18 protein-coding genes are annotated in these 21163 nt (G+C 67.9%); 1 reads left to right on the top strand and 17 read right to left on the bottom strand.

Annotation, left to right across the window (positions count from 1 at the left end; translation table 11 throughout):
* Positions 1-12: 12 nt before the first annotated feature.
* Together EGX94_RS06880 and EGX94_RS06875 are read right to left on the bottom strand one after the other, a co-directional pair.
* Positions 13-660, bottom strand: a complete 648-nt coding sequence (locus tag EGX94_RS06880; RefSeq protein WP_051383704.1) for a response regulator — start codon at positions 658-660, stop codon at positions 13-15.
* Between the two features lie 19 nt (positions 661-679).
* Positions 680-1822: a sensor histidine kinase gene (locus EGX94_RS06875; RefSeq protein ID WP_051383705.1), complete on the bottom strand. Its 1143-nt coding sequence runs from the start codon at positions 1820-1822 to the stop codon at positions 680-682.
* Between the two features lie 148 nt (positions 1823-1970).
* Here EGX94_RS06875 and EGX94_RS13215 point away from each other — a divergent pair, with 148 nt between their 5' ends.
* Positions 1971-2228, top strand: coding sequence for a hypothetical protein (locus EGX94_RS13215; protein ID WP_148083275.1), 258 nt, complete (start codon positions 1971-1973; stop codon positions 2226-2228).
* A 23-nt stretch (positions 2229-2251) separates the two neighbouring features.
* Here EGX94_RS13215 and EGX94_RS06870 read toward each other — a convergent pair whose 3' ends face one another.
* From EGX94_RS06870 to EGX94_RS06800, 15 genes are all read right to left on the bottom strand, one after another.
* Positions 2252-4687 (bottom strand): class III lanthionine synthetase LanKC N-terminal domain-containing protein, encoded by a 2436-nt coding sequence (locus EGX94_RS06870; RefSeq protein WP_043120164.1) that lies wholly within the window; start codon positions 4685-4687, stop codon positions 2252-2254.
* Positions 4688-4754: 67 nt separating this feature from the next.
* Positions 4755-5924 carry a hypothetical protein gene (locus tag EGX94_RS06865; protein WP_028706489.1) on the bottom strand — a complete coding sequence of 390 codons (1170 nt, stop codon included), beginning with the start codon at positions 5922-5924 and terminating at the stop codon, positions 4755-4757.
* A 5-nt stretch (positions 5925-5929) separates the two neighbouring features.
* Complete coding sequence (locus EGX94_RS06860; protein WP_021796373.1) at positions 5930-6565, bottom strand: hypothetical protein; 636 nt, start codon at positions 6563-6565, stop codon at positions 5930-5932.
* Positions 6562-8865 carry a beta-ketoacyl-[acyl-carrier-protein] synthase family protein gene (locus tag EGX94_RS06855; RefSeq protein WP_043120182.1) on the bottom strand — a complete coding sequence of 768 codons (2304 nt, stop codon included), beginning with the start codon at positions 8863-8865 and terminating at the stop codon, positions 6562-6564. Before EGX94_RS06855 ends, EGX94_RS06860 begins: the two co-directional genes overlap by 4 nt.
* A gap of 5 nt (positions 8866-8870) precedes the next feature.
* Positions 8871-9884: an aminomethyltransferase family protein gene (locus EGX94_RS06850; RefSeq protein WP_021796394.1), complete on the bottom strand. Its 1014-nt coding sequence runs from the start codon at positions 9882-9884 to the stop codon at positions 8871-8873.
* Between the two features lie 104 nt (positions 9885-9988).
* Entirely contained in the window at positions 9989-12061 is a 2073-nt protein-coding gene (locus EGX94_RS06845) for a GNAT family N-acetyltransferase (protein ID WP_021796403.1), read from the bottom strand.
* Positions 12062-12104: 43 nt separating this feature from the next.
* Positions 12105-12632 carry a 3-hydroxyacyl-ACP dehydratase FabZ gene (fabZ, locus tag EGX94_RS06840; protein ID WP_021796399.1) on the bottom strand — a complete coding sequence of 176 codons (528 nt, stop codon included), beginning with the start codon at positions 12630-12632 and terminating at the stop codon, positions 12105-12107.
* Positions 12629-12925 (bottom strand): acyl carrier protein, encoded by a 297-nt coding sequence (locus EGX94_RS06835; RefSeq protein WP_043120168.1) that lies wholly within the window; start codon positions 12923-12925, stop codon positions 12629-12631. The genes fabZ and EGX94_RS06835 overlap by 4 nt, the downstream gene beginning before the upstream one ends.
* A gap of 79 nt (positions 12926-13004) precedes the next feature.
* Complete coding sequence (locus EGX94_RS06830) at positions 13005-13766, bottom strand: SDR family oxidoreductase (protein WP_021796384.1); 762 nt, start codon at positions 13764-13766, stop codon at positions 13005-13007.
* On the bottom strand, positions 13766-14794 hold the full coding sequence (gene sbnB, locus EGX94_RS06825; RefSeq protein ID WP_021796409.1) for a 2,3-diaminopropionate biosynthesis protein SbnB: 1029 nt from the start codon (positions 14792-14794) through the stop codon (positions 13766-13768). Before sbnB ends, EGX94_RS06830 begins: the two co-directional genes overlap by 1 nt.
* On the bottom strand, positions 14791-15879 hold the full coding sequence (gene sbnA, locus EGX94_RS06820; RefSeq protein ID WP_021796406.1) for a 2,3-diaminopropionate biosynthesis protein SbnA: 1089 nt from the start codon (positions 15877-15879) through the stop codon (positions 14791-14793). The genes sbnB and sbnA overlap by 4 nt, the downstream gene beginning before the upstream one ends.
* Positions 15876-18242, bottom strand: a complete 2367-nt coding sequence (locus EGX94_RS06815; RefSeq protein WP_021796379.1) for a lantibiotic dehydratase — start codon at positions 18240-18242, stop codon at positions 15876-15878. The genes sbnA and EGX94_RS06815 overlap by 4 nt, the downstream gene beginning before the upstream one ends.
* The gene (locus EGX94_RS06810; RefSeq protein ID WP_021796378.1) at positions 18239-19414 is read right to left on the bottom strand and encodes an aminotransferase-like domain-containing protein; all 1176 of its coding nucleotides are present in this window, start codon (positions 19412-19414) and stop codon (positions 18239-18241) included. Before EGX94_RS06810 ends, EGX94_RS06815 begins: the two co-directional genes overlap by 4 nt.
* A 10-nt stretch (positions 19415-19424) precedes the next feature.
* Positions 19425-19664: an acyl carrier protein gene (locus tag EGX94_RS13400; protein ID WP_021796388.1), complete on the bottom strand. Its 240-nt coding sequence runs from the start codon at positions 19662-19664 to the stop codon at positions 19425-19427.
* Positions 19665-19695: 31 nt separating this feature from the next.
* Positions 19696-21162 (bottom strand): class I adenylate-forming enzyme family protein, encoded by a 1467-nt coding sequence (locus tag EGX94_RS06800; RefSeq protein ID WP_043120169.1) that lies wholly within the window; start codon positions 21160-21162, stop codon positions 19696-19698.
* Between the last annotated feature and the right edge of the window lies 1 nt (position 21163).

Below are 21163 nucleotides of genomic sequence, written 5' to 3'. Positions count from 1 at the left end.
GTTCCGCCCGTCCTACAGCCAGCCCTGGGAGCGGGCCGTCTCGATGGCCTGGATACGGCTCGTCGCGTCGAGCTTGGTCATCACGGCCGACAGGTAGTTGCGCACCGTCCCCTGCGAGAGGCACAGCTGCTTCGCGGCCTCGGAGGTGGACGACCCGTCCGCGATGAGGCGCAGGACTTCCAGCTCGCGCTCGCTGAGCGGGCAGGGGCCGACGCGCAGGGCCTCGGCGGCCAGGTCCGGGTCGATCGCGGTGTGGCCGCCCATCACCGCCCTGATCGAGCTCATGAGGCGCGCGCCGGTGGTGGTCTTGAGCAGATAGCCGTTGGCGCCGGCCTGGATCGCGGCGTGGAGGTGGCCGCTGCCCTGGAGCGCGGTGAGGAGGAGGATCCTGCCCCGGTAGCCCTTCCCGCGCAGCTGCGCGGTGGCCTCGATACCGGTCGCGCCGGGCATGTCGACGTCCATGAGGACGAGGTCGGGGCGGTGCGCCGCGACGGCCCGCAGGACGAGATCGCCGCGGCTGACGCGGGCCACCACCTCGAAGGACGGCTCGGTGCTCAGGAGGGCCTCGAAGGCCTCGGCGACGAGGTCGACGTCCTCGGCGAGGAGGATGCGCAATCTGCTCCTCTCGTCGGAGGGCGGGTGGGGGGTGACTGTGCTCATGGCAGCATTGTGCCGCGGCTCATTCTGCTCCGACAAGGGGGATCACGGCACGGAGACGGAACCTGCCGCCCTCCACCGGACCCGCCTCGAGACTCCCCCCGAGAAGAACGACCCTTTGACGCATCCGCCCCACACCACTGCCGTCCCCACCCACCGGCCGACCATCCACGACACCATCATTGACCACCGACACGACAGCACAACCGCCCTCGATCCCCACCTCGACCCGGCACGACGAGGCATCGGCATGCTTGAGCATGTTCGTGACCCCCTCACGAACCACCAGAGCGCACTCGGCATCTGCACCACCCACCGGCACCGCACTCGCCTCGAACCGAACACCGATCCGCTCACACAACGCCCGCGCCGACCCGAGCTCCTCCTCGACCCCCGCCACCATCGGCCCATGCGTAAGAGCCCGCAACTGAGCCTGACCCTCACGAACCGTCTCCCCCGACGCCACCAACTGCCGCCGCGCCAACCCGACATCCCGATCCAACAGATTGAGAGCAGCCTCCTGACGCAACGACACCGCCACCAGAGTCCGCCCAATGATGTCATGCAGATCACGAGAGATCCGCGACCGCTCCTCATCAACGCTGAGCCGAGCCAACCGCTCCCTGGAAACCTCCAACTGGATGAGGGTCCGGGCCAGCAGAGCAAAGGTCAACAGGACGATGCCGACAACGATGTTGAGGCAGACCAGCACGAGCTTCCCAGCGATCGTGTAGGGCCGGATGCACAACAGTGCCACCTCGACGAGGATGACAATCGTGATCATCACCATGCGGTGACGCTGCGACGACACGAGGAGCAGGAGGGCGACCACCACGACGGCATCGAAGAAGGCGGCCGAGACGAGGCCCTCCGTGATGAGGATCGCGATGATGAAGACCGTCGACGCGATCGACCACGGACGGTCGACGCGATCGACGATGACTGACTTCTGGATGGCGGGGTAGCACAGCATCAGCCCGGTCACGGCGACCAGGTAGATGACGGTCGCCACTCTGCCCGCGGTCGGGGTGACCTCGTAGGAGGTCACCCCGACGAGGGCGCCGCGACAGCAGGCCACGTAGCACAGGAAGACGACAAGAAGAGCCGTTCGCTGCACCTGACGGGGAGTGATGAGGTCCAGGAAGGATCTGAATTGTCTCGACACGTCTCAAACTCCAGGTTTCAAATCCGCATGCGCCACCCACACTGCCATCCAGAAACTGTCATCGACGTCACTGGATTGCAACCAGATGATGGAGTGTCTGCAAGAGGAGTATCCTGCGGTGGAGCCATTTTCAAAAGACTCGGGAGCCATGCAGAATCTCATCCCACTCTCATCTCATTCCTTCGGGGTCAGGATTTTTCCAGTGACGCTTGAGTTTTGCACAACCTCCGGTTCACCAATGACAGAAGACAGACCAGCTCATGATGACTGGGGAGTCGATCAGCTCGTCCTCCTGGGTGGCAAGAGCATGAAGATCGGTGAGGTTCATAGCATTGTCCGTTCATGTAGTGGTTTCCGTTGTGATTCCATTCTCTTCGGCGCGAAGGCTCCGAACCAGTCATCATGATCACCGACTCGGGATGATGAGTGTCATGCCAGTGCCAACGCATCGCTCACCACGGCCCATGGGTCGGGGGCCAGTGCCAGCGCCACGCCAGCGCTTCCTGAGGCGAGGTCAAGTCCGGCTCGGGCACCCGCCCGGCCGAGGACGACCGTGCGGGGCGCCCCGCTTCCGTCCGTGACCCGAGTGCATCCCCAGCGCAGCCGCCGAGCGTGTTCTGCCGACACCCGGTCACCAGGGGCCAGAGCTCTCAACGCCATAAGAAGACCGGCCCGGCCCCGTATCAGGCCTGCTTCGAGCACGTGAGGGCTGCGGCAGCTCGCCCCGGCCGCGGCGATGAGAGAGAGCACGGCATCGTCGTCGCCAAATGAGCCGGGAGGCAGCATCCGGGCGAGGAGGGCCGCCGCGAGCCCCCCATGACCGAGGTACGGCATGCGTCTGCTGCCGCTGACCGCAGTGAGAACCCGTCCGTCCATGGACAGCCGTCCCCTCTCGAGTCGGAGCGCAGCCGCCGCCTGTCCAACTGACGGGCCATCGCTCCTCAATGGGAGCAGAGCCAGACCCACCCCCGCCCAGCCGTGGAGAAGACCGGCCCGTCCCGGCATCCCGCTCTCAAGAGCCTCGCACGTCAGTCGCCGCTGCTGCCCGGCCATGCGGGTGAAGTCGGCGCGTTCGAGGGCCGCGCCCGCCTTGTCGAGCACGGCGGCGATCCCGGCCGTCCCGTTGGCCCACCAGGGGCAATCGGCGTCGGGCAGTCCGCGCGCGATGCAGCGTTCGAGGAGTTGCTCCGCCTCGTCCGGGCGCCCCATCCTGAGCAGGGCCCAGGCCATCCCCTCAGCCCCATCGGCCACGCCCCGGGGAAGCACCTGAAGGGCGCGGATCTGCTCGCACAGGATGTCCAGGAGCGGTTGGTCCACCGTTTCGCCCAGCAGGTGAAGCGAGAGCAGCACGCCGGCGCTGCCGTGGAGCAGTCCCAGCCCCGCACCGGGACGTTGGAACTGGACGGGATCGCCGGGGAAGAGACGCTCGGGTCGGGACGGGTCGGCGAAAGCCTTGATCCCCTCGACCAGCTCCTCGACCCGCAGCGGTTCGGTCCTCGTCGACGTCGGCAGTGGCGCGCCATCGCCGCGCAGCTCCTGCGAGCCGACGCGCAGCATCTCGGCCTGCACCGGTCCGGACTGGTCCGCCGAGATGAGCGCGGGCACCTCGAGAACCGCCATGATCCTGCGCCGGGCCGATTCGTCCGCATGGTCGTCAGGTGCATCACGGGCCCGGGAGAACTGGGGATGGTGGAGTCCGGCCGAGGGGCCCGCGCCGTCAATCGTGCACGACTCGAAGTCGATCGCGACCAGACCGTCCGGCCCATCCATGAGATTGCCGGGGTGGAGGTCACCGTGGACGATCCCCATCCGGTTCATCGTGGCGACCAGTTCGTCCAGTCTTCCGCTCACGCCGTCCAGCCACTCCAGGTATCCCGTCCGGTCGGCATTCGGAACGGCCGATGGATGCCTCGTCTTCAGCACCGTGGCGAGCGAGGCGCCCGGCACGAGGCCCATGACCAGGAACTCACTGCTGCCGACCCGGAGATGGTCGAGGGGCTCGGGTGCGACGCCGGTGCCGGCGAGCCTGCGCAGGGCCTTCCACTCGTGCCGCAGTCTGATGCCCGCGGGTTGCTCCTCGAGGTCGAGGCCGCAGTGGTCGCGGGCCTCCTTGAGCACGACCCGTCGTCCGTGCCACTGGGCCGAGTAGACGCCCCCTGCGTTGGAGCGGTGGAGCAGGCGGACCTGCGAGATCTCCAGATGCTCGTCCTCCGGGCTCGTGGCCTCCACGCGGGCCATGAGGGCCGCTGGCAGGCCGGGCGCCGAGTGCTGCTCGATGCCGCGCCGGTCCTCGACCACTGCGCCGTCGACCCTCACGCCAGGACGCGGCGTACCGGCGGTGTCGAGCAGCCATTCGGCCTGGAACGCCCCGTGGCGGAGGCTCACCGGCGACCCGGCCAGGTGCGGCTCGCCTTGGACCGGTGGGTGCGGCAGACACGGCAGCTCATCGGCGAGCCGCAGGGCCAGGGCCTCGAGTCGCCCAGCGGCCGGGTAGCACGTGAAGACCTTCCCCGACTGGACAGGATCGGCGTACTTGAGCTGGCTCGCCAGGACGAGTTCTCGCGTGCGGAGCATCTTGTGGGCGACGCCCTGCTCGCGACAGATCCGGGCGGCGGCCCCGACGACGGCGGCGGCATCCCGTGGCAGGGCCGAGACATGGATCTTCCACCCCTGTCGCGGCAGCGGCTCGGCTGGGGCGAGCGGCGCCCAGGTCGACCAGGGGCCGGCATCACGACCGACCCATCCGGGGATGGGACCCTCCGGCCGGATGGGGGTCCGCAGGAAGGGCGATCCGGGGGCCCACGCCACCTCGAAGAAGGGGCTGCGCCACAGCATGTAGGGCGAGACCCGGTCCATTTCCGTCATGAGAAGGAGTTTAGATACTCGTGCCGGGTCGGTTCAGCGTATCAGCATGCGGTCCCGGCCCTGCCCCTCACGCCGCCGCCTCTCCGTCCTGAACGGCGTCGACGATCGTCTGCAAGAAGCCCGTGGCCCGCTGCCGGCTGTCGCTGCTGCGGTGGCCCAGGGTCAGGGAGGTCCGTCCGTTCACCGAGAAGGAACTGATGAACATCGCCGCGTACGGGACGAGCATCGGCAGGGTGAAGACCGCCTCGGGCCGCCACTCGGGCAGGGCGTACCGATGATCGGCGTCGATCCGGCCGTGGTCGGAGACGATGGCGGTGCACGGGAAGAGCCCGTCCCGGCCGGCCGAGCGGGCCTGCTCGAGGGAACGGGCCATCGGGTTGGATGCGACGAACCGGGCCATGATGGCCCGCAGCTCGTCCCCGTTCGCCATGGCCCGCAGGATCCTCCCCTGCACCTCCCGCCAGCCTCTCCCGGGGCGGGCCTCCATGTAGAGGGGGGCGCTCAGGTTGGCGGTGGAATCGATGGTGGGGTCGTGCCGGCGCAGGTCGACGGGGACCAGGACGCGCGCGCCGGGGCACACGTCCCCCAGCCGGCTGATGATCCTGGCCGTCATGAAGGGGAAGTCGCCGTCCAGCCGGACGTGGGACCACCGGGGAAGATCCGCGTCATCCCGCCCGGCGCCCAGCGGTGAGGGCTGAGGCGAGCCGGGGCTCGCCCACGGGGCATCGGGGGCCGGGCGCCGTCGTGCCTTGGAGAGGAAGTACTGGTCGGTGACGGTCGACGTGGAGCCGGCCGGCTCCTCCCCGCGCAGGGCCCGGAAGAGATCATCCGTCCAGCGTTCGATGCCGCGTCCGTCGGCCACGGCGTGGCTGACCCGGATGACGAGCCGGTCCACGTGGCCGTCGCTGATGAGTCCGACACTCGCCACCGGACCGTGGACGAGATCGAGAGGGGTGTGAAGGAAGGGATGATCGGTCCACTCCTCACCGGCCCCTGTCGTATGCACCTCGAGGGCGGGCGGCTCGCCCGTACCGAGCCAGAGCTTCCCCTTCCTCGCGACGGACAGGCCGGGGTTGGCCCGGCTCGTCACGACGATGGCACGTTCCAATTCCTGAGGGTCGAGCCGCCCGCGACCCTCGATGACGAAGCTGATGATGGGATTGTCCCCCTGGGTCGCGGCATTCAGGTAACCGCGTTCGATCGATGTGATGCGGCGCGAGTACTGCGCGGCGGTCATGTTCTTCATCCCTTCGGTTGGATGCGGGTACGAACGGGCGATGCGAGGCGCCCCCCGCGAGAGGAGCGGGAGACCCACCACCGGATCGTTGCAGGCCGGGTGGCCGCGACGGCGATGGCTCCCGCCCCACTGCAGTCGCTGCTCCACAGCCATGTCGAGTCGTCGAGTCGTCGCCATCCGGGCCGCCAACGGGGCAGCCTCACCTGCGAGAAGGTCTCCTTCGTGAGCCGGGTCGCCTTGATGATGGCCTCGGACTCGGCGAACTGCCGAATGCTCGCAGGCGCACCATCGGGCTCATGGACGAGCCCGCCCAGCCATGCGAGAGCCCCCGGCCGGTTCCGGTGATCCTGGACGTCCACGCCGATGGGGCCCCCGGCGCACAGGGCGGTGAGACTCCACGCACCGCAGTGGGACAGGGACCCGTTCAGTCCATCGTCCCAGCGCCACCGCTTGTGCTCATCGCGAGCGGGGACGTCGTGACGCCCGGCCAGCAGGCGGGCCGCCTGCGTCAGCAGATGACGCCCGCCCGGGGGGATCCTCTCCCCGCGGGGCCCTCGAGGCAGGCCTTCGTGGCGGATGAGCAGGCACTCGATCGTCGGGGCGCAGCGCAGGGGGTCATGGGTCGTCGCGGTGCCGCTCATGCGCACTCCACCACCATCGAGGCGAAGGCACCGCCGTCCGAGCGGGATGAGAGCATGATCAGGTCGTCCTTCCTCCGCTCCTCGTCGACGAGCGCGTTCAACAGCCCCAGACCGGCGGCCGAACCGGCCGAATTCCCTATGAGCATTTGCGGAGCGAGGGTGCGGGTGCCGCTCAGGCCCACCCTCCGAGCCGCCTTCTTCTCGAGGGCGTCATGGGCGGGGTCGCCGCATCGCGCCGAGACGAAGGTGGCGATGTCCTCGGAGTCGGCTCCAGCGCGTTGGAGCGCCGTGCTCAGGCAATCCGCCCAGGACCTTTCGGCCGAGTCCTCCCCGCAGGGCTCCTCAGCCGTCCCCGTGGCGGCACTGGACATGATCCGGGCCAGCGGGGCCGCATCGCGTTCTCGGGCGCTCCGACGGGACTCGAGCATGATCGCCACCGCGCCATCGGCGAGGACCGCTCCGCACTGCTCGCCGACCCGTCTGAAACCACCCCGGAGGACGGCCGAGGAGATGGCGAGATCGGGGAATTCATCCGCGACGACGACGACGATGCGTTCTGCGCCGCCTCGAGCGATCACGTGCCTGGCCAGGGTCAGCGCCATGATGGAGCTGACGCCCGCTCCCGCCAGAGTGGCCGTGTACCCGCGCAGCCGATGAAGCATCGCCAGGTGCCCCGTGGCGGCATTGACGACGGTGTTCGGGAAGACGAGCGGGTCCGCGCCCCTCATGCCCTCCTTCACGACTCCCTCGTGGAAGCTGAGCAGAGCGCTCAGGGGGCCGTAGCCGGTGGCGAAGACGATGCCCGTTCCGGCCGATTCGGCCCGTGTGGGTCTGCCGTACCTGGAGTACATGTCCGTCAGTGCCGCATTGGCCAGCAGGCTCAGCGGATCCATGCGGCGGGCGCGGGCCGGGTTGACCCCGCGCCTGAGCCTGGTCAGGTCCGAACGAGCGAACGGTACTGCTCCCCCGATACCGCCAGGGAGGTTCTCGAGCTCCTCGAACTCGCCTCCGTCCGCGAACGCGGCGATCAGCTCCTCGGTCGTGGCGGCCTTCCCGCAGACCCCCGCGATGCCGGTGATCATCACATCGCTCCGGTGCGCTCCGGAGGCGGGGGAGGGCTTCCCGCGGGGGCCGGTGACGACCAAGGAGGCGTTGTTGCCGCCGAAGGCGAAGGAGTTCGACAGGACCACGTCGACCGGGCCGCTTCGCGCCTGGTCGGGAACGATGTCCAGACCGGATGGGCTCGTGATCCCGCGGGTGTTGATCGTCGGGGGAATCGTTCCTGTCCTGATGGCCAGTACCGCGCAGACCGCCTCCACGGCCCCGGCCGCGCCGAGGGTGTGGCCGAGTGCCGACTTCGTGGAACTCGTCACCGGAGCCGTCTCGCCGAAGAGACGGGAGATCGCCTTGGGCTCGACGGCGTCGTTCGTCGGGGTTCCCGTTCCATGCAGATTGACGTAGCTCACATCGGCGGGTTCACAGCCGGCGCACGCCAGGGCGTCCGCCATCGACTGGAAGGCGCCCTCACCACGCGGATCGGGCGCCGTCTGGTGGTAGCCGTCGCAGCTGGTCCCGTAGCCGCCGATCTCCGCGAGGATCTCGGCGCCCCTGCGCTCGGCCGTCTCCCGCCGTTCCAGCACGAGGAAACCGGCGCCTTCACCGAGGGTCAGTCCGGTCGAGGCGGACATGGGGCTGCAGGGCTCTGCGTCCAAGGCGCCCAGGCATGAGAACCCGTAGCTGGACAGGCTGGCCAGCGGGTCGACCCCGCCGCACACGACCCGGTCCACCTCACCGCTCCACAGGAGTTCCGCCGCGTAGCCGATGGCGATCGCGCCGGCGGCGCACGCATTGGAGGTGACCGCGCGGGGGCCCGTGACACCGAATCGTGTCGCGATGAAGTCGGCAACGGAGTGGATCTGGGAGTCGAGGGCCGTGACGGCGTCGACCGTGTCGTTGAGAACGGCTTCACGGTGCGCGGCTTGCAGTGATTCCATGGCTCCCAGGCTCGAGCCCACGACCAGAGCGGTCCGCGGCCCGGGAAGATCCGACGGGGTCAGACCCGCCTGGGCGAGAGCCTGCGCGACACCCCTCTCCGCCAGCGAGTAGCAGCGGTCGATACGTCCGGTCCGTTCCGTGGTCACCTGGCCCGCCCAGTCGCTGAGCAGTTCGGAGGTGTCGAAAAGACTGTTCCTGACGATTCCGGTCCGCCCCGCGCGCAACGAGGACCAGCTCTCCCGGGTGGTGCCGCCTGCCGCGGTGACCAGGCTGACACCGGTCACCATGACGCTGTTCCCGCTCATCACGGTCACGCCATCCTCTCGACGGAGGAGCGGGCCAGGACTCGGGGCAGAGCGACGGTTCGGATGGTCGTGCCGTCCTCACCCTCCAGGCTCAGCTCGATGCCCGGGACCCAGAAGGGGGCCTCGACGATCGCGAAGCCGAGTTCCTCATCGGGATTGGCCGAGGGCGTCACGTAGATCACCTCACCGATCCGCTGCCCGTCGGCGAGGACCGGGGCCGACGGCTCGATCGTGGAACCTGCGGCCGCGATGAAGGGGACGAGCCGACGCTGCTCGCGGGTGGGAGCGGTCAACGCATCCGAGCCCCGGAACTCCCCGATGCGGTTCCAGTCGATGAGCCAGGACAGATCCATTTCGGTGAGATCGCGGCCCCTGATGCCGAAGGCGTAGTGCGGGGTTCCCGCCTCGGCCTCGACCCGCGCCAGGGCCGCATCGCCGATCACGGCCCCGCCGAGGGCACGGGCCTTCTCGGCGATGGTCAGTTCCGCGATGCCGGCGGCGTCCGTGACGACCAGGTAGCCGTACTCTCCCGAGGTGGACACGCGGGCCATGATGGCCGACGTCCCCCTGTCCGCCCCGGGGATGGTGATCTCGGTGATGCCGTGCAGGACCAGACCGGAGATGTCGTAGTCGATGAAGTCCCCGGCGACCTTCCACGCGCCGGCCCCCTCGAAGGCGATGGCCCTCCACCCGGAAGGGGCCACGTCCACCGTGACGCCGTCGGGAACATCCATGCTTCCCAGGTAGTCGACCAGTTCCTCTGCGCCGACCGCGCTACGGGGGACCAGCCAGGAGACCTCGTCCAGTTCCAGGTGCAGCAGGATCGCGAACGGTCGGCCGTCATCCCCCAGGGCGAGGCACTCGCGGGCGGTGTCAGGATCGACGAAATCACTGGACCTCGACAGGAAGCCGTCGAGGAACTCCAACCGGTCATCGCCCGTGAGCCGCACAAGCGGCGCGCCGAGGGTGTGGACCGCAATGCTGTTGCGGATGATCTGGTAATCGGTCTGTGCAGTCATGTTTCCTTCTCCTCTTCGTGGCGTCGATCCCTGTGGTCCGGGTCGACGAGCTGTGTCTGTTGGTCGTTGTTCTCCTGGTCGTCGGCGGATTCCGTCTCGTCGGATCAGGCCGCCGTCCCGACCCGGGTCATCCGGGTCAGGGGCGCCCCGGTGGCGCGCACTCGCCACACCATCGGGTCCTCTTCCAGGCCCGCGCGGCTCGTGCACCCAACGAGGAGGCCCGATGGCGTCGAGCGAACGAGGATCTCGGGGACGAGTTCCTCGTGACCGGGAGCCGGAGCGATGCTGAGCCAGATGCCCTGGTCCAGCTCGATGAGCGTCGACGGCGTCCACCGCTGCCAGACGCCACTGCTCGGGGTGCTCCACGGACCGCGGAGCCCCGGGAACACGACGCGGGTTCCCGGTCCGGTCATGGGGGTGAGCCACAGGACGTCCTCGCCGTCGGTCTCCACGCTCGTGACGGAGAACTCGTGGCGGCCGACAACGAGACTGTCGTTGATGGTGAACAGATTGCGGCGGTCGTCGCTGATGAGACTTCCCGTCTGAGTGGTGCTCCAGGTCTGGCGCGACAGGCCCCATCCCATGCCGTGCTCGCGGCGGTGGCGTTCCGGTTCATGCGTTGCCCACACGCCCGCTCTCCAGTAGGGGTTGCAGGCGAATCCACGGATCCTCGGGAAGGGCGTGCGGACGAGCCGGCGTCCGTTGATGCGCCAGTCGGCCACTCCTGCGGCACTCTCGCGAATACGCAGACTCTCCTTCGTCGAGACGACCGGATCGGCGACGAGGCCGCCGAAGGTGAGGGCGCCGGGACGGCTGCGCGCCGGTGGATGCACCACGGTGACGATCCGGGCAGCACCGGACTCGTCGGTCGTGAAGCGGCGATCCAGGAGCGTCGAGTGGATCATCGACGTGCGCCTGCCCGTGGTCTCCACGACCTTCTCCCCCTGTTCCCCGTACCACGTGGCGGGGAAGGACGGGTCGAGTTCGACCGATGCCGCCACCACCTCGGTGCAGTCGCGCACGGCCAACCCGGCGCCCACCGGCGCGCAGGTGAGGCTGGGGCCGCGGACCGGTACCGCGTCGAACCAGCCGGTGCGCAGTCCGACCGACTCGAACATGCGCAACTCGGAGTTCGGTTCAGCGACGAAATCCTGAATCAGCGCATCATCCTCCACCCGCGCCGTGCACGATATCGAGGTCTCCAACTCGGTGATCCGGACGCCGGAGGAGATCCGCTCCATCCTGAAGGCGCGTGAATCGGACTCACGCCATCCCGCCGCGCGGAAGCCGGGTCGCCCCGGCCAGGTGACGGACACGAGCGGACCGTAGTGGTCGGGGTGGCCGACGTCGACGGTGCCGTCGACGGGATCGACGGTGAGGGTGAGATCACCGCACCGGGCGACCATGGCCGGGACGTCCGGTTCGGGGATTGCCGGCGGATTGTCCAGCTCGAGTCGTCGAACGCTCCCGTCCGGCCCGATGAGAGTGGCCTCCACGACGACGGCCGCGTGGGCGTCGACGAGAGCATTCAGTTTCATCCCGCCCAGCGCAAGATGGTACTGCAGGGCCAGTCGCCCGTCGTGGAGGAAGGCATCGGAGGCCAAGTGGTCGTCGAGACGCTCGGAGATGCTGCCGAACGAACGCAGCTCCCCGAGCTGCTCACGGTCGGCGTCGCTGAGGTCCCCGACGACGGCGCGCATGATGAGCGGTATGTAGTTGTAGAGCTGGACGTTCCCGTCCTCGCCCGGAGAACCATAGCCCAAGCTCATGCAGCCCACTCGTCGGTAGAGCCGGAATGCGGTGCTGTTGGCGGGGTTGACGGTCAGACGCAGGACGCGTCTCCCCGAGCGGAACAGGCCTTCCACCGCTTCGGTGAACAGAAGACCCGAGGCCACGGAGCGCCGGTATCCCGGCGCGACGAAGAACATGTCGGCGAAGCCCTCGTGCTCGGCGACGGATCGCCGACCGTTGCTGCGGAAAACGCCGAAGGTTCCGATGACCTGTTCTCCGTCGACCGCGACGAGGAACGACTCCACGCCCCTCTCCCGGATCTCAAGAGCGAGCTGGTCGCCGGTGATTCCCCCTTCCACTGGGTTGGGACTGTCCTTGTGCGCATTGAACAGTCGTGCAATGGCTTCTGCGTCGACCTGCTCGAAGGGCCGTACGGAGATGGGCATGGTGGATCCGTTTCGTGATGATGGGTTGCGGGCGTGAATTCTTTCAGGCTCTTTCGCTGACGATCAACTCACCGCTCGCAACGGCTGCGCGGCCGACGGCGGCGCTGACCCTGACGGTCCTGAGTCCGCCGAGTCTGGTGCCCATCCTGGCCTTCAGGGTGAGAACGTCACCGGGTACGACCAGACGGCTGAACTTCATGCTCCTGATGGCGCCCAGGTAGCCGACCCGGCTGCTCTGATCCTCGCCGGACCCGTCAACTGCGTTCTCGAGATGCTCGGAGACGTAGATGACGGCTACCAGCTGGGCCATGGCCTCGACGATCAGGACACCGGGCATGATGGGCTCGTCCGGGTAATGCCCTGCGAAGTACGGCTCGTTGACCGAGACCGCCTTGATCCCGTACCCGCAGACGCCGGGTTCGACATCGTAGGCGCGGTCGAGCAGGAGCATGGGGGCGCGATGGGGCAGCATCTTCCTGATCCGGTCCGCCGCATAGTCGTGCAGGACGCTCTCCCCGTGTCCGGTGCTCGACGTCGGCAGCGGGCGGGTGATGACGGACGTGAACATCATCGGACCTCGTTCGCCTCGATGTGATCAGCCATCGCATTGATCGAGCCGAACGCCTTCGCATCGTCGTCGTTGATGCTCACCCCGAACTCGTTGTTGACCATGACGACGACTTCGAGGGTGTCCAGCGAGTCCATCTCGAGACCCCGGCCGAACAGCGGCTGATTGTCCGAGACGACTTCGGGGGTGGTGTCCAGGCCGAGCCTGTTGATGATCTGCTCCTTGAGCCTGAAATTCCTGGCCATGCGGGCCTCGGCCTGCTGACGGACGCCCGAGGGCCTGACGGTGGTGGACATGATGTCTCCTCTTTCTTCTTCTGGTGATGGATTCTCCGGAACAGTGCCCGGTTCGTGACGTGACCGGGATCCGGACATGTCAGCCGTTGATCATCCCGCCGTCGATCGTCAGCACCTTGCCGGTGACGTAGGAGGCCAGCGGACTGGCCAGGAAGACGATGGCGTTGGCGACCTCCTCAGGCTGACCGAGTCGCCCCAGGGGGATCAACCGCTCGGCCTGTTCCACGACCCTCCTGGGCGTCCTCCGGACCATGTCCGTGGCGATGAACCCTGGAGCCACGCAGTTGACCCGGATACCGCGACCGGCCGTCTCCTGGCAGACGCTCTTCGCCATGGCGATGATCCCGCCCTTGCTGGCCGCGTAGTTCGCCTGCCCGGGACGTCCCGCCACGCCACTCGTCGAGCTCGTGAGGACGATCGACCCTCCGGCCGAGTACATGGCCCTCACGGTCTCCCGGAGGCAGCAGAACGTTCCGGTCAGGTTGGTGCTGATGGCCTGGTCCCACTTGGCGAGACTCATGCCCGCCGCATGTCCGTCGGCGGTGACGCCGGAGTTGAGGACCGCGGTGTCGAGTCGGCCGAACTGCTCGCGGATCGTCCGGAACAGCGCGATGACCTGCGTCTCATCGGTGACGTCCGCGCGAACGGTCAGGCACTCACGACCGAGTTCCCGAACGCGCACCGCCGTCTTCTCCGCCTTGTCCGCCTTGGCGCGGTAGGCGACGACGACACGACATCCGGCCTGCGCCAGGGCGAGTGCCGCCGCCGCACCGATCCCGCGGGAACCGCCGGTGACGAGGGCGACCGCTCCGTCGGGGAAAACGCCTGTGAGGCCTCTCATCATCCGCTCCTCCGAGAATCGCTGAACTGTTGACGGCCTGGGTCGAAGCCGCCGATCTCCGATCCGAGGCCATTGATGTCGGCGAAATCGAGGACCTGTCCTGCAACGGCCAGATCGAGGATCCCCAGACCGAAGGGAGAGAAGATGATCGGTTTCCCGTTCCGCGGCAGTTCCCTCGCATCGCTCAGCAGCTCCCCGATGGTCGCCGAGATGAAGGCGCTCCCCCCTGACTCCTCGGCAGCGCGCTCGATGCTCGTTCCCGCCCGGCAGACATGCTCGACGTCATCCACGACGTTGGTCGCCGCCAATATCGAGGCGGTGCTCAGATCGCGCAAGGACAGGTGCAGGATCACTTGGTCCTCGCCCGCCGAGTCGTTGTCCAGATCGAGCCAGTACGTCGAGTCGGTCGTCGCGATCGACACCGTGTCGGACCCCTGCAGGACGTCCTGCGCGCTCTGGCGCACCTCGACGTCGAGAAATGGATGGGCGACCAGCGCAGACCTCGCGAAGCGCGTGGCCCGTTCAGGAGCGACGTCCTGGACGCGGATGGCCCGAAGATCGGAGTGAAGCGCGACGAGGAAGTCGAGCACCCTGCGGTTGATCGTCCCGGAACCGATGAATCCGGCTGTGAGAACGGGTTTCATGCCATGCAGGGTCTGACTCGCCAGCGCTGCGCTGGCGGCGGTCCTCGTAGCGGAGATCTGGCTGGCCTCGAGGACCGCGACCGGGTAACCGGTCCTGGGGTCGTTCAGCACCATCACCGAGGATGCGCGCTGCAATCCTCGCTCGGTGTTCCCGGGGAAGGACGAGATCCACTTGATCCCCATGACATCCTGCTGGCCGTGCAGATGTGCGGGCAGGGCGATGATCCGGTCGTCCTGGTGCCCCAGCGGTCGGAGGAAGCAGGAGAAGGGCAGCGCCGTCTGACCCAGGCAATGGGCCATGTACGCGTCCTGAACTGCTCGGACCGGTGAGAAGGCGCCGCTGCGCAGGGCGATCGCGACGTCATCGTGGTTGAGGATTCTCATGCTGCTGCCTCCTCGTGGTCGGTGAGATGGATGGGCGGGTAGGAGCAGCTCGGCCCCGCCCATCGGGATGGTTCGGGCAACGGACCTATGTGCTGACGGACCCAGCTCCGGTCGTAGATGGTGTCGAGATAGCGCTCCCCGCCGTCCGGCAGGATCAGCGCGCACCGGGCCGATTCAGGCAGCCGCGGCGCGAAACGCAGTGCAGCGGTCAGGACGGCCCCGGAGGAACCGCCGACCAGCAGGGATTCCTTGCGAAGCATTTCGTGGCAGCCGACCACGCAGTCCGCATCGTCGACCCGCACGAGCCAGTCGGCCGAGTCGTTGCTCATCAGGGGTGGTCTCAGCGCAGCGCCGTGCCCTGGGATGACACGTGCGGCGCGCTGGGGCGGTTCTCCGAAAATGCGACTGGCGCACGAGTCGACCGCGATGACCGTCACGTCCTGACGGCCCGCTCGGCGCAGGCCCTCGGCGCATCCCCGCAGGGTACCGCAGGAACCCGTTGCGAGGAACAGGTGCGTCAGGCCGGGGATGGCGGTGAGGATCTCCTCCATCGTCCGGTGGTGGGCCCGCGCGTTGGCAGGATTCGCGTACTGGTTCGACCACCAGGAATCCGGCAGGCTCGCGATGAGTTCGTTGACCCGTCGGATGCGGACCGGCAGGTACTCCCCGGTCGCCTCGTCCGGACGATCGATGACCTCGACATCGGCGCCGTAGGCTCTCATGAGGGCGAGGTTCATCGAGGTGATCTTCGGATCGGTGACGCAGCGGAAGGAAACGCCGTGGAAATTGCAGATCTGAGCCATGGCGATCCCGAGATTGCCCGAACTCGACTCGACCACCGTGGTGCGCCCGGGAACGATCCGTCCGGACCCGAGGGCGTCGGTGAGCATGGACAGAGCGGTGCGGTCCTTGATGCTGCCGCCCGGGTTGAGCTTCTCCATCTTGCCGAAGAAGCGTGGGCCCGGCGGGGGGAAGAGGCGCTCCAGACTCACCATCGGAGTGTCACCAATCAGGCGCAGCGCATGGGGAACCGGCCCACCGGTCGACTCGTTCGGGGGATCCGCCACGGGGGTGCGGATGGTCATGACTCCTCCTTCACTGGGATTGCGGATGGGTTCACGGGGCCTCGCGTCATCTGGAAGCGGAGCTCGCTCACGTAGTGCTGGCCGGAGTCGTCGCACAGCCAGTTGTCCTCGGGAAGCGGCAGGCACTCGGATATCACGGCAGTGGCACCGAGCTCCTTCGCCCTGCGTGCCATGCGCACGAGATTCGCCGTGAGAACAGGGCTGGTGAAATCCACGTGGATCGGTTTCGTCTCGTGCGAGAACTTGGCGAACACGCGCGTGGGCAGACCGTTCGAGGTGCGCCATTCCTGGACCCGCACGAAATCCATGGCGGGGTCCCCGCGGCCGGGCGGGATGAGCTCCTCCGGGGTTGGGGTCCACGCCTCCCGGAACAGGACCAGGTCGTCGATGGACAGTCTGGGCGTGTGCTCACCCGGCAGACCGATCTTGAACGCGTCCGCGCACAGGATCGAGAGGGGAACGCCCCAGATCTCCCGCAGGGTGAGGACCCGACCGGAAGGCATGGTACCGACGATTCCCGCCGGCGTGTCCGTCAGGAGGATGCGCGAGGCCGGGACGACCCTTTCGGGATCGGCCGCGACGGCATTGGTGAACCCGATGCCGGTCTCGCCGGTTCCGATGCGCGCCGGCTTGACCCGGCCGGTGTTGCGCCGCCAACCGCTGGGGAACAGGGGCACGGTTCGGCTGGTGCCCAGGGCCCGGTTGATCGTGTCCCTGACGACCGGAGTCACAGCGGTTCCGGCGCTGCTCTCGACGGCCGGCATCTCCAGGGTCGCCAGACAGGCATGCAGCTCGCCCAGAACGACCTGGTAGTCACCGGCCTCGACGTTCTCGGCCGAGCGGGCGACGATCTGCAGATCGGGGCTGTGCACCGACATCGCGGGGACCGGCGCCTCCGTCCGGGGGAAGCACTCGTGGACCGCCCCACGAATGCGACGGCTCTCGAGGCGGATCCGAGTCGCGCTCGCGCCGGGCTCGCCGAGGATGCCCGCCCAACGGCGGGACAGCTCCTCCTCGACGGTCCTGAGAGGGTTGTCCTCGGTCTCGCCCCACAGCAGCTCGAGGGAATGGTCCCAGACGTCGGCGACCGTTCCCGCTCCACCGCCCGTCGAGACGATGAACTCAGTCATCGACCTCTCGAAGGCGAGGCAGAGCCTCTCGCCGAACCACTCGGCGGAACGCAGGACCAGGTCCAGTGGCTCGGCAATGCGGGTCAGCAGAGATTCGCCGACGGACGCCGCGCAGGGCCTCGTCGCGTCCATGTAGACCGTGGTGCGGGCCGCGTAGGCCTTTCCCTCGGAACGATACGAGGGCCCGTGTGCGATGGATTCGTAATACTCGTCGAACTCCGTCAGTCGCTCGCGGAGTTCCCGATGGTCGGCGGCGTTCCCCAGCTCTTGGAGCCGGGCCATGATGCCGTCGAGGACACCGCTGAAGCGGCGACGCAGTCCTTCGTCACCGATGCGCTCCACGCGCTTCATCAGGAGAGGGAGCGCCGCCGGACTGACCGGGATGGCGGCGTCCCATGTGAGGAACCTCCTGTGGACGTACTTCACCAGGGTCTTCTCCACCCGGGCCCTGCTCCACGCGGAGGCGTCGGGGCCACCGGCGAGCTCGGCAAGGATGTCGGATCCATTCCGCGATCCATCGACGAGACGCAGGACGCGCATGTCCTGAGCGGGTACGTGCGGATTCACGTGGCCCGGGCGGACGAGCTCGCCGAGCTCCTCGTCGAGGCCCTGATCCGGTCGTACTCGTGGCGGGAACCACCAGCGACCCCCCGATTCGGAGAACACGGTTCCGAGGCGTTGCACGGCCCATGCCTCCATGCAGACCCACAGGTCCTCGACGGATTCAGCCGACGGGGTGAACCCGAGCGCCACGCCCGGAGTACCGACGGGGATCCACGCGAAGGGGCCGAAGAAGCCGATCGTCTCCGCCTTGCTGCAGTAACGCTGCCAGTAGAGAGCCGCGGCCTCCTCCCTCCGGCGCCGTCGCGAGGACAGCCGCTCGGCCTCCGTGGACAGCTCGTGCATTCCATGGGAGAGGACATTCCGGTTCTGCCAGGTCAAGGCGGACAGGAAATCCTCCCGGCGGAGGAGACCTGTGATCCTGGTGGACAGACGGAGCCGCTCCCCGGCGAACGCATCACGGTACTCGGTCTCGTCGATGATGCCGTCCATGTACCGCTGAGCGGCCGTGCAGAGCTCGGGACACGAGAGGAGGTCGAGTCCTTCGACCGGGAAGCCGGCGCTCCGCAGGACACCCGCACCGAACGCCCTCCAATCGGAGTCCCCGACCGGAACGAGATCCTTGATCCTGGAAATCGTTCTGCGATTCCTCGTGATCGTCGGGGTCGTCATGCCGCGCCCTCCTGAACGGTCCCTGCCCCGGAGATGACCGCGCAGAGGCGATCGGCGGCGACGTGCAGTTCGCTCTCGCTCGCGCCGCTGAACGACAGCCGCAGGCCGGCCCTGGCCGCTCCGGTACCGCCGAACCGCGCTCCGGGGACGAGAGCGATCCCGGCCCGCCGCGCCGCCTCAGCGAGTCCGGAGGCGTCGACTCCGGTCGCGTCGGTGAGCCAGAGGTAGAAGCCCCCGTCAGGTTCGCGCCAGCTCCAACGATCGCGGTCGAGCCCGGAGGCGACCAGCGCCTCCGACAGGGTCATGGCCTTTCCCGCGTAGATCTCGCGGAACCGTGCAATGGCACGGTCCCAGCCGCATCTGCGGTGATGGCCGGCGATGATCGCCTGCGCGATCGGCGAGGGCGACAGGGTCGCCGTCTCGACCGCGCCACGGATCCTCTCGTGGTACTGGGCGGCCGGATCGATCCAGCCGCACCGCAGGCCGGGAACGAAGACCTTCGAGAAGGTCCCCAGATAGGTGACGCCGGCGGGGCTCATGGATTTCAGTGCGGGTAGCTCACGGCCCGTGAATGAGAGCATCCCGTAGGGATTGTCCTCGATCACGTGCACGTCGAGCGCCTCGCAGGCCTCGAGGAGCCTCTGCCGCCGGCCCGTGCCCTGGGTGCGCCCGGTCGGGTTGTGGAAGGTTGGCACCGTGTACAGCACGTCGAGCCGGCCCCCAGACGCTCGAACACGCGTGACGGTCTCGACGAGGGCCTCTGGGACGAGGCCCTCCTCATCCATGGGCACTGGGGCGACGCGGGCTCCGCACCAGGCGAAAGCGCTGAGGGCACCGGGGTAGGTGAGCTCTTCTGTCGCGATGTACTCCCCGTCGGCCACGAGCGCCCGGCACACGGCGACCAGGCCGAGTTGACTGCCGCTGGTGGGGACGAGGTTCGAGGCGAGGGGGTGCATCGATTCCCGGCCGGCCAGGTCCTCGATCGCCTCGACGAGGTCGCTCGGCGTCTCCATGGTCGAGTACTGGAGGATGGTGGGCCCGCCCAGGCGGATCTGGCGGCCGACCTGCTCCGAGAGTCCCCTCATCTCGATGGGGCTCAGATCGGGCACCCCGCCGGCCAGCGAGATGCCTCCGGACGGCACGTCGAAGAGGTGCGCTGCTCCTGCGGTCATGGCGATGCGCTCATTCCGCATGAGTCGTGACCGCGCTCTCGGCGTAGGCATGCATCTCCGCCGGGGTCCGGGGCAGCCCATCGGCGAACGACGCGGGGTCGATCTCGATGGAGTAGCTGTCCTCGACAGCCACGAGGACGTTCAGGAGACCGAGCGAGTCGAGTCCCTGGGCCGTGAAACTGGTCTGGGGGTCATCGAGCTCGACTCGCGCTGCGGTCGAGATGACTGCGGTGAATTCTTCGATGGTCATGTTCTGCTCCTTATTCCGGTTGAGGCGACGCTCAGGAGACGGTGCCGAGGCAGAGGTTCTCCAGCTGACGTCGATCGGGTTTCGCGTTGTGCGTGAGGGGGATGGAGTCCATGCGGATGATCCGGTCGGGGGCCCTCGCCTGATCGAGGAACTCCTCGAGAGTGATGCCGAGGGAGTCGGGATCGGCCGGACCCGTGAAGCAGAGGGTGAGGCTCTCGGAGGGCCCGGACGGGTGGAGGGCGACGGCAGCATCCACCCCTTCGACCCGCTCGGCCGCGGATTCGATCTCGTTGAGCGAGATTCGAATGCCATGGCGTTTGACGATGTCGTCGTTGCGGCCCATGAAGAACAACCTGCCGGTGTCGTCCAGGCGACCTCGATCGCCGGTGTGCAACTCGACCGATCCGTCCAGAGCCCGGCGATAGCGGTCCTGAGCCTCCATGGGGACACCCCAGTAGCCACTCATCACGGTGCGGCCGCGGACGACGATCTCACCGGGATGACCCGTCCCGACCGGTTCGCCGTTCTCGTCGAGGATGAGGATCTCGTCCCCCGGGATGGCTCGTCCCACGGATTCGGGATGAGCCCGCCATTCGTTGGTGGGCAGGATCGAAATCCTCTTGCACTCGGTCATGCCGTACATGGAGGCGTACTGCACCCGGGGGAAACGCTCCAGGAACTCCTCCATGAGCGCGGGCGCCATCCGGGCGCCGGTGTTCGTCACGAGGCGCAGCACCGTGCCGACAGGACGGTGCCGGTGCAGGGCGATGAGCATGCGGGCCAGCGATGGAACCAGCGGAACGACCGTGACGCCCCGCTCCACGATGATGCGCAGCAGGCGAACGTCCTCGGCGGCACTGACGATGACGACCTCGGCCCCGCAGTCAGCGGCGAGAAGGAGCTGGTAGAGGCCGTAGTCGAAGGCGAGCGGAAGACGACAGGCGATGACGTCGTCGCTGCGGTAGCCGAGACAGGAACCGATCGACTCGACTGCTGCACGCACCTGACGATGGGGGCAGACGACCCCTTTGGGATTCCCGGTCGTGCCCGAGGTGTAGATCAGCAGGGCCGGAGCGTTCTCCGAGGTCGTTGCACGACGGGGGCGGGGCGCGGCACTGACGCGAGGAAGATCGGCGAGGTCGATGACCCGTCGGCCTCCGGCGAGGGGGGCACCGGCCGGACCGTCGGCGACGACGACTCGCGCATCGCAGTCGTTGACGACGTGGTCGACCTGCATTCTCGTGAGACCCGGGTGCAGCGGGACGAACACGGCACCGAGTTCCAGCACCGCCCACATGAGGACGACGGTTCGGACGCACGGCCCGGCGAGAGCGACGACGCGGTCACCAGGGCGGACACCGAGATCGGTGAGCTCATCGGCCGTTGCGGCGACCCTCGCCCCCAGTTCCGACCAGCGGAGCCGTTCCGTGCGATCGCTCACGGCGGGCCTGTCGGGGCGGTTCCTCACGGAGTTCCAGAGGAGTTCTTGGACGACCATG

Source organism: Propionibacterium acidifaciens, from assembly GCF_003798325.1.
Lineage (GTDB): Bacteria > Actinomycetota > Actinomycetes > Propionibacteriales > Propionibacteriaceae > Propionibacterium > Propionibacterium acidifaciens.
Note: the sequence above shows the minus strand (reverse complement) of the source record. Positions and strands in the feature narration are given on the sequence as shown.